17 protein-coding genes are annotated in these 16,160 nt (G+C 37.4%); 13 read left to right on the forward strand and 4 right to left on the reverse strand.

Going from position 1 to position 16,160, the window contains the following annotated elements:
* Positions 1–67 precede the first annotated feature (67 nt).
* The gene (locus RRY75_RS07770) at positions 68–922 is read right to left on the reverse strand and encodes a DUF4300 family protein (protein ID WP_332493252.1); all 855 of its coding nucleotides are present in this window, start codon (positions 920–922) and stop codon (positions 68–70) included.
* 226 nt (positions 923–1,148) lie between these two features.
* Here RRY75_RS07770 and RRY75_RS07775 point away from each other — a divergent pair, with 226 nt between their 5' ends.
* Positions 1,149–1,646, forward strand: coding sequence for a GNAT family N-acetyltransferase (locus RRY75_RS07775; RefSeq protein ID WP_332493253.1), 498 nt, complete (start codon positions 1,149–1,151; stop codon positions 1,644–1,646).
* A gap of 145 nt (positions 1,647–1,791) precedes the next feature.
* On the opposite strand, the gene RRY75_RS07780 is transcribed toward RRY75_RS07775, so the two are convergent.
* Together RRY75_RS07780 and RRY75_RS07785 are read right to left on the reverse strand one after the other, a co-directional pair.
* The gene (locus RRY75_RS07780) at positions 1,792–2,415 is read right to left on the reverse strand and encodes a DUF1847 domain-containing protein (protein ID WP_332493254.1); all 624 of its coding nucleotides are present in this window, start codon (positions 2,413–2,415) and stop codon (positions 1,792–1,794) included.
* Positions 2,416–2,455: 40 nt separating this feature from the next.
* Positions 2,456–3,244, reverse strand: coding sequence for a sulfite exporter TauE/SafE family protein (locus RRY75_RS07785; protein WP_332493255.1), 789 nt, complete (start codon positions 3,242–3,244; stop codon positions 2,456–2,458).
* Between the two features lie 242 nt (positions 3,245–3,486).
* On the opposite strand from RRY75_RS07785, the gene RRY75_RS07790 reads away from it, so the two are divergent.
* On the forward strand, positions 3,487–4,161 hold the full coding sequence (locus RRY75_RS07790; RefSeq protein WP_332493256.1) for a hypothetical protein: 675 nt from the start codon (positions 3,487–3,489) through the stop codon (positions 4,159–4,161).
* Positions 4,162–4,263: 102 nt separating this feature from the next.
* Here RRY75_RS07790 and RRY75_RS07795 read toward each other — a convergent pair whose 3' ends face one another.
* Entirely contained in the window at positions 4,264–4,785 is a 522-nt protein-coding gene (locus RRY75_RS07795) for a GNAT family N-acetyltransferase (RefSeq protein WP_332493257.1), read from the reverse strand.
* Between the two features lie 361 nt (positions 4,786–5,146).
* Here RRY75_RS07795 and trmL point away from each other — a divergent pair, with 361 nt between their 5' ends.
* The 11 genes from trmL to rlmD all read left to right on the forward strand — a co-directional run.
* Positions 5,147–5,635, forward strand: a complete 489-nt coding sequence (gene trmL, locus RRY75_RS07800) for a tRNA (uridine(34)/cytosine(34)/5-carboxymethylaminomethyluridine(34)-2'-O)-methyltransferase TrmL (RefSeq protein ID WP_332493258.1) — start codon at positions 5,147–5,149, stop codon at positions 5,633–5,635.
* Between the two features lie 92 nt (positions 5,636–5,727).
* Entirely contained in the window at positions 5,728–6,423 is a 696-nt protein-coding gene (locus tag RRY75_RS07805; RefSeq protein WP_332493259.1) for a C40 family peptidase, read from the forward strand.
* A 148-nt stretch (positions 6,424–6,571) separates the two neighbouring features.
* On the forward strand, positions 6,572–8,971 hold the full coding sequence (locus RRY75_RS07810) for an endonuclease MutS2 (RefSeq protein WP_332493260.1): 2,400 nt from the start codon (positions 6,572–6,574) through the stop codon (positions 8,969–8,971).
* A gap of 36 nt (positions 8,972–9,007) precedes the next feature.
* Positions 9,008–9,697, forward strand: a complete 690-nt coding sequence (locus tag RRY75_RS07815) for a response regulator transcription factor (protein WP_332493261.1) — start codon at positions 9,008–9,010, stop codon at positions 9,695–9,697.
* A gap of 119 nt (positions 9,698–9,816) precedes the next feature.
* Entirely contained in the window at positions 9,817–11,133 is a 1,317-nt protein-coding gene (locus RRY75_RS07820) for a sensor histidine kinase (protein WP_332493262.1), read from the forward strand.
* Between the two features lie 104 nt (positions 11,134–11,237).
* Entirely contained in the window at positions 11,238–12,827 is a 1,590-nt protein-coding gene (locus tag RRY75_RS07825; RefSeq protein WP_332493263.1) for a S1C family serine protease, read from the forward strand.
* A 95-nt stretch (positions 12,828–12,922) separates the two neighbouring features.
* Positions 12,923–13,861 (forward strand): 3'-5' exoribonuclease YhaM family protein, encoded by a 939-nt coding sequence (locus tag RRY75_RS07830; RefSeq protein WP_332527414.1) that lies wholly within the window; start codon positions 12,923–12,925, stop codon positions 13,859–13,861.
* On the forward strand, positions 13,858–14,133 hold the full coding sequence (locus RRY75_RS07835; RefSeq protein ID WP_332493265.1) for a hypothetical protein: 276 nt from the start codon (positions 13,858–13,860) through the stop codon (positions 14,131–14,133). The genes RRY75_RS07830 and RRY75_RS07835 overlap by 4 nt, the downstream gene beginning before the upstream one ends.
* Positions 14,130–14,669: a CRISPR-associated protein Cas4 gene (locus RRY75_RS07840; RefSeq protein WP_332493266.1), complete on the forward strand. Its 540-nt coding sequence runs from the start codon at positions 14,130–14,132 to the stop codon at positions 14,667–14,669. Before RRY75_RS07835 ends, RRY75_RS07840 begins: the two co-directional genes overlap by 4 nt.
* A 2-nt stretch (positions 14,670–14,671) precedes the next feature.
* Complete coding sequence (locus tag RRY75_RS07845; RefSeq protein ID WP_332493267.1) at positions 14,672–14,821, forward strand: hypothetical protein; 150 nt, start codon at positions 14,672–14,674, stop codon at positions 14,819–14,821.
* Positions 14,822–14,838: 17 nt separating this feature from the next.
* A partial coding sequence (rlmD, locus tag RRY75_RS07850; protein ID WP_332716263.1) for a 23S rRNA (uracil(1939)-C(5))-methyltransferase RlmD occupies positions 14,839–16,160 on the forward strand: 1,322 nt, incomplete at its 3' end.

A 16,160-nucleotide genomic window follows, 5' to 3' on the forward strand; every position in this document is an offset into this window, starting at 1 on the left:
GAGTGTCCTTGGGGGCACTCTTTTTCTATGGCACAACAATCCATGAAGTTGATGCCTCTTTTAAGGGTTAATAAGTGCTTATCACTTTATTATTTTTGGTAATAATTGGAGCTAATTCTCCATCATTGCTATAAATGTCAGGTCTTGCAAGTAAGTAATCCATCATTTCTTGTTCTGTTTTAAAGGCTGTAACTTGGAATGGAGCAAAAGGACCATACTTTTCTACGAAGAGCAAGTGACTGCCTGTATCAATGAGGAGGCCTGTATGCCCAACAAGTCTTTTATTTTCATAAGGATCATGTAAATACAGGTTGATAAGTGTGACCTTATTGTTTTCAACAAAGGTAAGTCCTCTTTGCATGAAACTTTCCTCTATACTGGCTACATGGGTATCAAGTCCCCGCTCTTCTTCTACAGTAACAGGATTAAAGAGTGTAATAAATTTTCCACGCTCATCCTCACTCATAGCAAATTGGTCCATTGTATCAATGGCATCTAAATCAAACATAAGGTAAGCATCCTCCACCATGACATGGTCAGTATGTATAAGGTTTTTGAAAAGGAGATAGGCAGAAAGTCTACAATTTGCTTCCCAAAGTTCCCGACCATCTTCGGCTTGTTTAGCAGTAAGCATGAGATCCGTATAGTCCACTTGATTTTTGGTACTTTGTTGAAAGCCACTTGCTAAGTGTGTAGGTGTTTCAACACGGGTGTTAAAATCATTTACCCACTCCATATAAGTATCTACCTGACTGGAGGGAATACCTGCTTCTACAAGCCTTTCTGTTACTTGTGTTTGAGTATCTTTGTCTACAAGATGGGTATAGTGCAAGCCTTGTTCTACTATTGGTGCGGTACACCCTGCTAGCATGCTTACGGATAAGGTCATACAACTTAATATTTTTATCAATTTAGTTTTCATTTCGGTACCTCTACTTTGTGTTATCGTCATAAGTCTAGAGACTATATAGTATTAGACGTTTCAAGGATATCATAAGTTTCATTTAATTAATGTATTTTTTTTCCATTCCATAAAAAGGTTAGTAGTTGAAGAAAACTTTATTTTGTAAATTAATCTAAAAAACATGATATAATAAAAATACAAAAAACTACATGATATATACTGTAAAGTGTAAAGGAGAAGAGCAATGATTATTACCGATGAATTTGTGATAAGAACAATTGAAGAACAGGATATTGACTGGATACATAGATGGAATACTAGTGAATTTAGAGGCGCCTACCAAGAGAGTCCGTTCGAATCTAAACATACTTTGATACAAGGCTATCAAAAGGATGGATTTTGTTCAGAAAGCTTTCAGATGCTATGTATTGAGGTTGAGGAACAACCGATAGGGCTTATCTATATTCATTTTATAAGAAATGGACTGATAGGATTGGGTCTGGTCATTTGCGAACAAGCAAGAAACAAGCAGCTTGGTACAAGAATAACATCAACAATTACAGCCCATTTATTTGCAAACTATGATGTGTGTAGAATACAAGCAGATACAGATATTAATAATATTTCGGCACAGACAGTATTAAAAAAGTCGGGGTTTATCAAAGAGGGCGTTCTGAGAAAGTATCGCTATCATCATGGAAAGTACAATGATTCAGTAATGTATAGTCTGGTACGTGAGTAAGTTAAGAGATAAAAAACTTATTTACGTACGGGTAGATTTAGCGTGAAACTATATATAGAAAATTTAACAAAAGGACGAGATACCACGTTTTATAAGCGGGTATCTCGTCCTTTGATGAATGTTCATAGGTGTAGTGTATACAGGATTAATTGAAAAGTTTTTTCTTGTAGTAGCCTTCGGCTTGATAGATGGCACCCATTGGATTATGGCAAAGCACACGGTCTTTTACTGCGAATACAGTAATAGGTGCTTCTGAATGTTTGATAAAGAGTGTATCGTGTCCCACACATAGTCCAAATAAGATATTTAAGTCTGTGTGAGCCTCATTGAGTAAAAGAGCCTGTCCAATTGGATTACACATAATATCACCTTTTACATAAGTTTCCTTTTCAGCTTGTTCAATGCCTAGGAATCCTTTAAGGACTGCACCATTTTTACAAACGACAGATACAACTTCTAAGCCGTGATGCTCTAAAATTTTCACAAAAATTTTGGCTTCGTCATGTAAGCCTGTGCAAAAAGCTAGACCAATACGCTTAAAGCCACATTTTTTAGCAAATTGAATCGTTTCTTCAACACGTGTCCAGTTGGTGTTGCCTTCGGATTCTACTAAGGCAGATTGTAAGGCAATGGTTAAATCATCACCAGTATGTAAGGCTTTTGCTTTTTCTTGAAGGGCCTCATCTCTACTCGGACATAATTTTTTTGGCATCTTTTCTGGATTTTTTTTTAAACAACCTTTCATCGGACATTTTGCACAAATACTCATAAAATCATCCCTTTCTGTTTGCTTGCTATGTAGTTGATAGTTAGAGAATACCTAAGTAATGGATTCCGTTATAAAGACTAATTAGGATAATCCCAATAACCATTGTAATATAAATTTTATCTACCCCTTTAAGGGAAAGCTTTCTTGAAATAATTGGACCTATTGTTCCACCTATTATGCCCCCACCAATCATCATAAAGAACACAGGCCATTCAAAGACTGGAACACTACCTGTAAATAGAGTTTGAAGTACACTTGTTGCTTGAGAAAACAGGATAATATAGATAGAGTTAAGTGCTGCAGTTTTAGAATTCATACCGAAGCAGAAATAAAGTACAGCAAGGTTGATGGGACCACCACCAATACCTAAGAAAGCAGATAAGCTCCCTAGAGCAAATCCAATAATAAGAGACAAAATGCCACTTTCTACTTGGCGTGGACGGATTTTGGCTTTCTTAAGGGTGAATAGTAAGACACCTATTGTTACAAGTGCTAATAAGAAAGATTGAACAGCACCTGCTATATTGGCATTGCCACTTAATACTTTCACCATATCGAAAAGCTGCTTCCCAAGTAAGCCACCTAAAGCAGCCCCTATAGCTAGGTGAGTACCTTTATACTTATCAATCTTTACTTCTGAATTTCTGTTGCGATAAAGTGTCATAATAGTCATAGAAAGTACTGTGCAACCTGACAAAAAGCTAATAACGGATACATCGAGTGTACCTAGGGCGTCCATGACAGGCTTAATAATAACCCCACCACCAATACCACTGATGGCACCAAGTACAGATGCCCCTAAACAAATAAGAAAATAAATAATATACATGGTAGTTACCTCGACTGAATTATTTAAAAGAAAATGTATAATATTATGTTAAGGGAGAGGGCGAACGTTGTCAAATGATATTGATAAAAATTAATGATCTATGAATCAGTTTTAAATTTAGTTTACAAAAAAAGGTAAAGCATAAATTGAGTTGCCAAAATATGCATAATTTTTTTGCTTTGTGACACACTACGGGTTATAGAAATTTATTTATTCTAAATTATATTTAGGAGGCTATAAAAATGAAGAAACTTATGATGATGCTCATGTTATTAGGAATGAGCTTATCCATTATGCTTACAGGGTGCAATCAAGACAAAGAAAAAGTCGATGCAGCTCAAGAGGGGCAAGTTGTAGAAATTGAAGGGAAACAAGACCAATATGGATGGTTCCCACATATGCGTCTTACCTTTGCAGGTGATACTTTAACAGAAGTATACTTCGATTATGTAGATGACAACGGTGCTAAGAAGTCAGATGATGATGAGTACAATTCAACAATGAAAGAAAAGACAGGCGTAAGTGGTAAAGAAGCTATGGAAATGCTTCGCCAAAATATTATTGCTGTTCAAAATCCAATGGCAGTAGATGTTGTAACGGGTGCAACTCAAACATCTGAAGAATTCATTGCTATGGCAGACCAAGGATTCAAACAATACTTCAATGGTGAAGTAAGTGCGAATAACTATGGCAAAGGTGACCCAACAACTGCAGAAGATGATAAAGCTAAAACGGGAAAAGCCAATACCAACACAAAAAGTGATAGCAATGGAACTGAAACAACAGGAGAAAATGCTCCAACTTATGACAATGGTGGCGATGGAAGTCCAAACAATGCAGAAAACAGCGGTAATGCAGAAGGTACAGGTGCAGGTGGCGGTGCCCAAGCAAGTAGTGGAACAGGTGCAAGTAAATAATTTTCAGACAAAAAAACTAGGAAACTTTTGTTTCCTAGTTTTTTGTTCAAATAAGGTTTGTATTCATTTTTATACAAGAAGTATGCATTTTGCAACAGATTCCTATTTTTCAAGGGTCATGTTAAATTGAACGGGATAAAGGACTTGTCCTTTAATATCTGTTTCTTCAGGACTTAGTTTTGCAACAAGAAAAGCTTCCTCAGGAAACCCCATAGGTGGTGTAATCTCAAAGTCAGCTGCACGTTCAAAACCAAATCGTGTATAGAATTTAGGATCACCTAAAACAATAATAAGTTTATGTCCTAAATATTTTGCTTTTTTAAGGCCTGCTTCAATAAGTTCAGTGCCTAATTTTTTTCTCTGGTGGTCTGCTTTAATTCCAACAGGTGCTAGTGCTAAAGCAGGGAATGTTTTGTTGCCATCTTTAATAACAACACGTGTAAATAATAAATGCCCAATAATCTCATCATTTTCTTCAATCACTAATGAAAGTTCAGGATGATAATAACTGGTTGTACGCAATCTATCTACAAGTTGTGCTTCAATGTCTCTTTTGAAAGCAGATTGATGAACAGCATAAATTGCTTCATATTCAGCTTTCTTTTCTGGTCTAATAATCGCCATAAGAGTCCCTCCTTCTAGATACACCTATTTTATCAAATAATATGTGGATAAGCTATAGAATATGCTGAGAAAATAGATTTAGCGCTATTGTGTAAAGTGCAAAATATAAGTTACAATGAATATAATTCTGAAAAGCATAAAAAATTATTAATTTTAAACAACTCATTATCACTTAAATAAATACTTTATAGTGATGAAGTAGAGGTGGCCAGTGAAAAATGGCACTACATATATTTTGATGTATCATTTAAGCGTTTTAATGATAGAAGCAGGGGTAAAATGGGAAGATGTGCAAAGTAAACTTGATAAAAGAAAATAAAGTGTACTATAATGGGCATAGAGAATAAGGAGGCATGAAACTATGCATATTGTATTACATGAACCAGAAATTCCACAAAACACAGGGAACATTGCCCGTACTTGTGCAGCAACAGGTGCGACACTTCACTTGATTGAACCTCTAGGATTTTCTATAGAAGAAAAAGCATTAAAGCGCGCAGGACTTGATTACTGGCATTTGTTAGATGTAAGAACCTATAAAAACTTTGAAGAGTTTTTAGAAAAAAATAATTATCCTAAATTATATATGGCCACAACTAAAGCGCATCACACCCATGTAGAAGTAGCCTATGAAGAAGAAAGCTACATTATGTTTGGGAAAGAAAGCGCGGGGATTCCAGAAGAAATTTTAGTAGGCTATGAAGATACCTGTGTACGTATTCCAATGATTGAAAGTGCACGTTCTTTAAATCTTTCAAACTCTGTAGCGATTGTACTTTACGAAGCCCTTCGTCAAACAGATTTTAAACTTTTAAAAACAACAGGTGAACTCCATCGCCTAGAGTGGTAAAAGCTAGTTTATAAAAAATAATTTCTCTATGTATAAAATTTTCGAGTTTTGAACATACTAAAGCAAGATTTGAAAAGATACAGGAGGAAGGTATGAAAAGAAAACAACTGTGTATACTGATCATGTGTATGCTTCTTAGTATAGCAACTGCAGTATATGCTAAAGAAACTACCGGACGCACCTTGTTTCCTCAAACTGTAGGATTAACAGGTCAAGTGATTTCGAAAGAAGTTAATATACGTAACCATCCAGATATTCAAGCAGAGCGTATGGGGAAAGTGAGTGATCGCCCCGTGCAAGTTGTTGGTAAGAATAATGAATGGTACAAGGTCATGATAGATGGCAAAGAAGGCTGGATTTATAGTAGCTATGTAGAAGTAACACACAAAGAACTTATCCCATATGCAAAGGTTAAAGGAGAAGAGGTTGTTGAGTATGGCATGAAGTTTTTAGGTACCCCCTATGTTTGGGGTGGGACAAACTTACAACATGGTGTAGACTGCTCAGGCTTTACGCAACAAGTTTTCAAAGCTTTTGATGTGGACATTAGTCGTGTTTCCTACATGCAAGCTACAGATGGACCAGAAGTAACGGTGCCACAGCTTAAAACAGGTGATTTACTTTTCTTTGACACAAATGGAATTAATAAAGGCAATATTTCTCATGTAGGAATTTACGCGGGAGAAGGCAAGTTTATTCATTCTGAAAGTGACAGGGGTGTGACTGTAAGTAACCTTGCAAGTCCTTACTACGATCGAAATTTCGTTAAGGCGATTCGTATTCTATAAGGTGAAGACGCAAAAAAAGTCACCTAAACATTCACAAGAATGTTTAGGTGGCTTTTTTTGTATGCTTTCTAGTTTTCAAACACTTAAAAGTGTGCAATAATAAGGATAAAAATAAATAATTGATGTCACAATGAATAAAGAGGAAGTTATGAACGAAAGAGCATTAATTAAATTAGAATTTCATAAAATTAGAACCATACTTGCAAGCTATGCTGTAACAGGAGCAGGTAAGACGTGTATTGAAAAGCTTTTGCCCAGTCCTTCATTTGAAGAAGTAACGAAGCTTCAAAAAGAAACCTCAGAAGCATTAAGCATGAGTGTAAAAAAAGGAAAGCTTCCACTCAGTAGTACAAAAGAAATTTTTACAGCGATTAAGCGTGTAGAAATTGGTGCTATTTTAAGTGGAGAAGAACTTTTAAATATAGCAAACGTGCTTAGAACAAGCAGACGTGTCAAAAACTACTACAAAGAAGACTGTGAAGAGGTGAAGTCTCCACATTTAGAAAAGTATTTTGAAGCCATTGGGGTATACAACGATGTAGAGCGTGAGATCACCCGTTGTATTGTTGCACCTAATGAATACGCAGATGATGCAACACCAGAGCTTTATCAAATTCGTAGACAAATTAAAGCAGCAGAAGGTAAAATCAAAGAGACTATCCATGGCATCCTATATTCTTCAAGATATCAGGATATGCTACAAGAGACTGTTGTAACCATGCGACAAGGGCGTTCTTGTGTACCGATCAAAGTGGAGTACAAAAATGCTTTTAAAGGGATTGTACATGACCAATCTTCTACAGGTGCAACGGTATTTATGGAACCAATGGCTGTTGTGGAACTTAACAATAGTTTGAAAAGCTTGCATATGAAAGAAGAAGATGAAATTGAAAAACTTTTAATAGAGCTTACTAACTTAGTAGCAGACATTGCACCCTTTGTGCTTATCAATGCTGAGCAGATTACGGCACTAGATGTCATCTTTGCAAAAGCAGAGTGTGCCCTTAAAATGGATGCGAGAGAGCCAGGGCTTAACCAAAAAGGTTATATCTATTTAAAGAAAGCACGTCATCCACTTTTAGACCAAAAAGATGTAGTGCCAATAGATGTTCATGTAGGCGATTCATTTACAACACTCCTTATTACAGGGCCTAATACAGGGGGGAAAACCGTTACCCTTAAAACATTAGGGCTATTTACCTTAATGGCTCAAGCAGGGATGCAAATTCCAGCTAAAGAAGGCAGCATTGTTAACGTCTTTGATGATGTCTTTGCAGACCTTGGAGATGAGCAAAGTATTGAGCAAAGTTTAAGTACGTTCTCAGCACATATGACTAACTTAGTGCGTATTTTAGACCAAATGACGCTTAATTCACTCATTCTTTTAGATGAGGTGGGTTCAGGGACAGACCCTGTTGAAGGGGCAGCCCTTGCTATGTCTATACTGGAACATTTACGTAAACAACAAATTCGCACAGTAGCGACAACTCACTATAGTGAATTGAAGCTTTATGCACTTTCTACAGACGGGGTGGAAAATGCGAGCTGTGAATTTGACGTAGAATCTTTACGCCCAACTTACAAATTGCTTATCGGCGTACCAGGAAAGAGTAATGCTTTTGCAATTTCCATGAAACTTGGACTTGTGGAACACTTAATAGAAGACGCTAAAGCATTCCTTCACAAAGAAAATGTGAAGATGGAAGATATCTTAGTTGAGCTTGAGTACAGCAAACGTATGGCTGAAATTGAAAAGGAAAAAGCAGAATCCTTTAGAAAAGAAGCAGAGCACTTTAAAGAAGAAATTGCTAAAGAACGCAAGAAACTTGAGAAATCTAAGCAAAAAATTATGGAACGTGCCAACGAAAAGGCCAATGACCTGCTTCGTGACGTACAAAAACAAACAGATGATATGCTTAAAGAAGTGCGTCAAGCAGCGCGTGAAGCACGTATTGTCATTGATGAGAAGGGCCTTCATGATACCAAGAAAAAGGTATCAGAAGGTGTAGAGCATCAACAACATAAATTGAACCGAGCAATTGGAGCTAAGAAGACTTATAAGAAACCTATTAAAAACATCGAAGTGGGCGAAAAGGTGATGGTAACAACTTTGATGCAACCAGGTGTCATTTTAGAAGTTCCAGACAATGCGGGTAATGCCAAAGTTCAAATTGGCATTATGCCAATGAAAGTGCATATTTCTAACTTGCAACGTGTAGATGAAGATGAAGCCAAAGTACCAACAGCTAAAAAAAGTAGACCAAGAGCAACGGGGAATAGCCATTCCGTGAGTAAGACCATGAATATTAAAACTGAAATAGATGTACGTGGCTTAATGGTGGATGAGGCATTGCCTATTGTAGATAAATATTTAGACGATGTCTATTTAGCAGGGCTTAAGCAAGCAACGATTATCCACGGTAAAGGCACAGGTGCTCTTAGACAAGCGATTACACAAATGCTACGTCGCCATCCACATATTGCATCCCATAGACCAGGTGTGTACGGCGAAGGTGAAATGGGTGTAACCGTTGTAGAAATTAAATAGGCTTAAAATAAACTTAATATAAAGGAGGCATATAAAATGAACAAAAGTAAAATTCTCGTTGTAGACGATGACACTAACATTGCAGAGCTGATTTCTCTTTATCTGCAAAAAGAAGGCTACGACACACAAGAAGTTTATAGTGGGAAGCAAGCAATAGATGCTTTTGAGACATACAAACCAGACTTAATCTTATTAGACGTTATGCTACCAGAGATGGATGGCTATGACGTGTGTAAATATATCAGGCGTACAAGCAAGGCACCTATTATTATGTTGACTGCAAAATGTGATGTGTTTGATAAGGTACTCGGTTTAGAGTTAGGCGCAGATGACTACATTGCAAAACCTTTTGATCCTAAAGAACTGATTGCAAGGGTAAAAGCTGTTTTACGTCGTACAGTCAAAGAGGAGACACAAGAAGTGGAGGCTAAAAACCGTATTGTCTTAGAAGACTTAATTGTTGATAAGGACAACTACTCTGTAACGTACCAAGGCAGTGTAGTAGAACTTCCACCAAAAGAATTAGAAGTCCTATACTTTTTGGCAAGCCATCCAAAGCAAGTTTTTACGCGTGAACAACTACTAGACAAAATATGGGGTTATGACTTCGTAGGGGATACACGTACAGTTGATGTACACATTAAAAGGTTAAGAGACAAATTTGAGGGTGATCATCCATGGAGCATAAAAACAGTATGGGGAGTAGGATACAAATTCGAAAGATAAAGAAGAGAATCCGATTCTCTTCTTTGTTTAACAAACTCCTGACATTATACATTGGTATTTTAATTGTTACATTCGTCTTTTTCTTTACTATTTTTTCTAATGCATTTCAAAGATATTATGTGGATTACACAGAAAATATTATGATTAAACAAGCTGAGCTTATCGCTACAGAGTATCGTGAAGTAGGCGAGATGCATCAATCTATTAGTGCGACGCTTGAACGTGTGGCACTAAGAGTCAAGGTGCTTGATAGCTATTTAGATGCTACAACGTGGATTGTAGGCAAAGACTATAAAATGCAAATGGCTTCAGGAAAAGAAGAGTCTATTATTTTAGATAGGAAACTTGCCAATCCAGAAGTTATTCAAAAAGTATTAGAAGGCAACATTATTTCACAGCAAACAGGATTTGAACAATATTTTACAACCCCAGTGTTAACAATAGGATATCCGATTGAAATTGCTGGTAATGTAGAGTTTGCATTGTTTATTCATACCCCCATGCCACAAATTCTTACCCTTATTGATGAGGTGCGAAGTATTTTGGCTCAGGCGGTACTGATTACGACAAGTATTATTTTAGTCTTGGTTTATTTTACATCTAAGCGTATGAGTAAGCCACTCAAAGAGATGAATCAAGTGGCTAAGAAGATTGCCAATGGTGATTTTGCAAAGCGTATTGACGTAGATGGCGTAGATGAGATTGCACAACTTGGTGAATCACTTAACTATATGGCAGAAGAGCTTGATAAGATTGATTCTAATCGAAAGGCCTTCATTGCTAATGTATCTCACGATATGCGTTCACCGCTTACTTCGATTTCAGGATTTGTAACAGCTATTTTAGATGGCACCATCCCAGATGAAAAGCATGACAAATATTTGCGCATTGTACTCAATGAGTCTCAACGTATGATTAAGATGACTAATGACATTTTAGAACTGAGTCGTATGGAAGAGGGGAATTTACCTCTTAAGAAGATGGAATTTAATTTGCATGAGATGATTCGAGATTTATTAGATAACTTTGAACACGTCACAAAGGAAAAAGAAGTGAATGTTAATGTACTTTTTGATAAAAAAGAACAAATAGTATTCGCAGATCCTGAAAAAATTGCTCGAGTTGTTCAAAATTTATTAGATAATGCGTTTAAATTTGTTAATAATCAGGGCACAATTGAAATAGAAACTGTAGCCAAACAAAATAAAGTATGGGTTTATATTCGTAATAGTGGCCCAAGTATTTCAAAAGAAGACCAAAAAAGCATTTGGGAACGATTTTATAAGTCAGATTTATCAAGGGGTAAGGATAAAACTGGAATGGGTATTGGCCTTGTTATTGTTAAGGAAACGATGAGACAACACAATGAAGAACTTGGTATTATTTCTAATGAAGGTGAACTGGTAAACTTCTACTTCACACTTTCTAAGGTTTAGTTCAAAATAATACTGCCTACTTTTTACAAAGTATTCACACACTATTCAAAATCCAAATCTATACTACAGTTATCACAAATGAGTTGTAAACGGAGGCGATCTTGATGAAAGATAATAACAATACAAATCAACCAAATGAAAACGGATTAAATAATGAACAACAAGTAGAAAAAACTCAAGCTATGGGCGACACAGCAGCTAGAGAACATACAGAAATGATAGAACCTGCACAACCAATGGGTAATACTCCAGTAAGTGGGCAAGGGCAATCAACAGGGTATATCCCAGTAGGGAACCACAACCAAGCAATGGGTGATACCCAAGCTGCAGACCAAACACACTCAACAGGTAATACATCAGCAGCAAACGAAGCATCAGGTACTTACGAAGAAGCACCAAGAGTGGCAAGTAGTACCCACCCATTACCACCAATTATGGATGGTAACAGTACGTATTATCATGAGACAATTAAAGAGAAAAAAGGACGTAACAAGAAAAAGTCAAGTGGTGGATTTGGTAAATTTATAGCAGGGCTTACCATTGTCAGCCTTGTAGGTGGCGGGTCTCTTGGAGCAGGCTATGCCTTTACAGCACCTTTAGCTCAAAAGTTGTATAACGACAAAATGGGTATAGAAGTACAAGATACCACAGTTGGTGGGGACAATGGAAACGGAGCCAGTTATGCACAATCTACAGGCTATGTAGCACCGCTTTATACCAATAACTCTATTGCAGATATTGCAGCCAATGTAGGGCCATCTGTTGTATCCATTAAAAATAACAAAGTAGTGACAACTTGGGCTGGAGAGTTTAACCAAGAGGGACTAGGTTCTGGTGTTATCTTCAAAACAGATGAAGAAAAGATTTATATTATTTCCAATGCACACGTAGTAGAAGGGGCAAGTTCTTTAATCGTAACTTTCCTTGGCAATGCTAAAGTGCCAGCAGAGATTGTAGGCTATGATACGATGACAGATATTGCAGTAGTATCCGTAAATAAAGCAGATGTTCCAGAAGATATTCTAGGGGATATTAAGCCAGCAGTTCTTGGGGATAACAGTGAGTTACGTGTAGGAGACTTAGCTGTAGCCATTGGAACACCTATAGATGAAGCTTATGAAAACACAGTGACAGTTGGGGTTATTAGTGCTCTTGACCGTCAAATTAACTTAACAGACCAAAAGCTTAACCTGATTCAAACAGATGCGGCTATCAACCCAGGAAACAGTGGGGGTGCCTTAGTAGGGCCAACTGGAGAAGTGATTGGGATTAATACGATTAAACTTGTAGATAGTGGGATTGAAGGTATGGGCTTTGCGATTCCAATCAATGATATTAAACCTATTGTTGATGAACTTATGAGCAATGGTAGCATTGCACGTCCAGTACTAGGTATTGTAGGTGAAAACTTAACAGAAGCACTGGGGAACTACTATGACATTCCAGTAGGAATTATGGTTGTTCAAGTCCAACCAGGTAGTAGTGCAGCACTTGCAGGTATACAACAAGGAGATATCATCATTGAATTTGATGGCACACGTATTGCCACGATGGAAGAGCTAAAAGCGTTATTACTTGAGAAAAAAGTAGGTGACCCAGTCAACATCAAAGTTGTACGTGGTTCAGAAAAAATAAACTTAGATGTTAAACTTCGTGGTAAGAGTCAAGCACAACTGCAAAGTCAAAATCAGTAATCTATAAAAATTAGAAAAGACGATGAATTGGCGGATTCATCGTCTTTTCTAATTTTTCCATTTATGTTACAATGGGGCTTAAAGGAGTGGATGAAATGAGCCTTATAGCCGATTTAAAACCAGAAGAAAAGATGCAAGGATGCTATCTATGTAAATATAAGCAATTACTTAAAAATAAAAATGGTAAAGACTATCTCACAGTAAAGCTACAAGATGAGACTGGCACAATAGAAGGGAAAATTTGGGCAATTCATCCAGGTATTGAAGAGTTTCAAGTGGATGATGTGGTACAAGTCGAAGCAGAAGTTGTCCTGTATCAAGAAAACCTTCAAGCCAATATTGGGAAGATTAAACGTGCAGAAGAAGGCACTTATGATTTAAATACTTTGTTGCCACGTACACCAAAAGATGTAAAAGTATTAGAAGCTAAACTTTTTGCTATGATTGATGAAGTACAAGATACAGGCATTAAAAAGTTGTTAGAGACCCTTTTCTATGATGAAACCATATATAAATATTTCATGATGGGTGCTGCAGCAAAAAGTGTGCATCATGCTTATTTAGGTGGCCTTCTAGAACATACAGTAACTGTTGCAGAAGTTGGGAAATTCTTAGCCAGTTGTTATGAACCTGTGAATTTAGATTTAGTGATTGCAGGATGCTTACTTCATGATATTGGCAAGCTTTATGAGCTTTCAGCCTTTCCAAAGAATGACTATACCGATGAGGGACAACTTTTAGGACACATCATGCTAGGTGTAGAAAAGGTCAATGAAGCAAAATATAACATTCCAGAGCTTTCAAACGAGGCCTTATTACTCATCAAGCATACTATTCTTGCCCATCATGGGGAATATGAATACGGTTCACCTAAGCGTCCAAAATGTATTGAAGCGATGATTGTCCATTTAGCGGACTACAGTGATTCTAAGCTTAAAATGTTTGAAGAAGTCTTACGTGGTAGTGAGCCAACAGAACAAAGCCTTGGTTATCATAAAGTTTTAACAAGAAATATGAGACGTTCTATGCTATGAAAAAAAGTTCCACACGCATTTCAGCCAATGAAATGAACCGATTTATGTATTGTCCCAACCAATGGTACTATAAAAGGACCTATGGTACAAAAGTCTTAGGAGAAATGTATCAAGCACTAGATATGGAACATAGTGACCATCAAGACCATTTTACAAAAGGGATGAAGCACCACAGCCGTTATCACCTTAAGTACAAAGTATTTAAAGGCATAAGGCTTGTACTGCTAGGTATCATTTTCTTGCTCATTCTTAAAGGGGTGGGCGTATTATGATGGCAGAAGCATTGGTGTTGGGGCTAGTACTAGCAGGGCTACTACTTGGTGTTTATTGTTTAAGACCTAGTATTTCTTGTAAGCAGAAGGTGCAAGTAGGTCTACCTTTTGCCCGTATGGTCTATAACGATGAAAGCGGCGGGAAAATGTTGGTTGCGCCTCGGTATGACCTACAGGGCAAGCCCGATTATATTTTTAAGACGCTATGGAGAGGATGCTACATTCCCTTTGAAATTAAAAGTGGGGTTGCAAAAGAAGACGTGCCCCATGAGGGGGATTTGATGCAGCTATTGGCCTACTTTTTATTAGTAGAAGCTGTCTATGGCAAAAGACCACCCTATGGGAAATTGGTCTATAGCAACAAGACTTTTAAGGTGCGTAACACCTATAGACATAGATGGTTGGTCAAAATCACATTGCGAGATATGCATCGTATGTTAGAGGGAAACTATACAACCCATGAGACTAAGAATTACATCAAATGCCGCAACTGTATTTGCCAATACACCGTGTGTGAATGTGAGGAAGAGGATTAGAAATGAAAGAAAAAGAGAAGACTAAAAAGCAAGAAGCAAGCAAAGAAAAACGAACCTTTTTACTAGACCATTTTATACAACGTCATATGGTTGCCAAGATGCAAGCATCTAGCGAGCAGTTACTTCAAGAAGAATCACCAATTTTTCATTAGGACAACAGGAGAAAAATATGTCAGTCGAAAAAAATCAATTTTATGAGATCACTATTACGGATATTGGAACAAATGGAGAAGGCGTTGGTAAAATCAATGACTTCGTTGTGTTTGTACCAGAGGCCATAACAGGTGATACATTAGAGATAAAAATTTTAAAAGTAAAGAAAAACTTAGCTTATGGGAAAATCGAAAAGATTCTTAGTCCATCACCAAGTAGGAACAGTGAGACTTGTGAAGTCGCTAAAAAATGTGGAGGTTGCCAACTTCAACATATGAGCTATGCTGCACAACTTGAGTGGAAGCAAAGCAAAGTGTACAATGCCCTTACACGTATTGGCGGGCTAAAAGATGTAGAGGTCCTTCCAACCATCGGGATGGAGACACCAGCCCATTACCGCAACAAGGCACAATATCCAATTCGCAAAGAAAATGGCAAAGTACAAATTGGTTTCTACATGAGCCGTACACATAAAGTAGTCGATTGGTCTACTTGTGGTATTCAAGATCCACGCTGTGAACAAATTATTGAGCTTGTAAAAAACTTCTTAGAAGTCAATAACATTTCAATCTATGATGAAGAAGTACACAAAGGACTTGTAAGACACCTGATGATTAAGATAGGCTTCTACACCGGTGAAATTATGGTCTGCTTAGTCATCAATGGAAATGAACTTCCACACAGTGATAAACTTCTAGAAACACTAAAAGAGGTAGAAGGCTTAGCAAGTGTACTCCTCAACGTGAACAAGGCGAGAACAAACGTAATTTTAGGACATGAAATCAAAGTCTTGGAAGGTAGAGAGTACATTGTAGATACAATTGGAGACTTAAAGTTCAAGATTTCTGCACTCTCATTCTTCCAAGTCAATCCAGTACAAACCAAAGTACTCTATGACCAAGCATTAGCATACGCAGAACTTAATGGTTCAGAAACGGTATGGGATGCATACTGTGGGATTGGAACGATCTCTCTCTTCCTTGCACAAAAAGCAAAACAAGTATACGGTGTAGAAATCGTCGCACCAGCTATCGAAAATGCCCGTGAAAATGCAAGCCTGAATGGACTAGACAATGTCCAATTCTTTGTAGGCAAAGCCGAAGAGGTCATCCCAGAGCAATATGCAAATGGTCTCACAGCCGATACAATTGTAGTAGATCCACCAAGAAAAGGCTGCGAAGTAGCCTTACTTGAAACACTTGTTAAGATGAACCCACAAAAAATTGTATACGTATCATGCGACCCAGCAACACTGGCAAGAGACTTAGGGTATCTAGCAGAGTATGGGTATAAAGTGGAGAAAGTACAACCGGTGGATATGTTCCCACATACTACCCA

The organism is Niameybacter sp. (genome assembly GCF_036655075.1).
Classification (GTDB): Bacteria; Bacillota; Clostridia; order Lachnospirales; family Cellulosilyticaceae; genus Holtiella.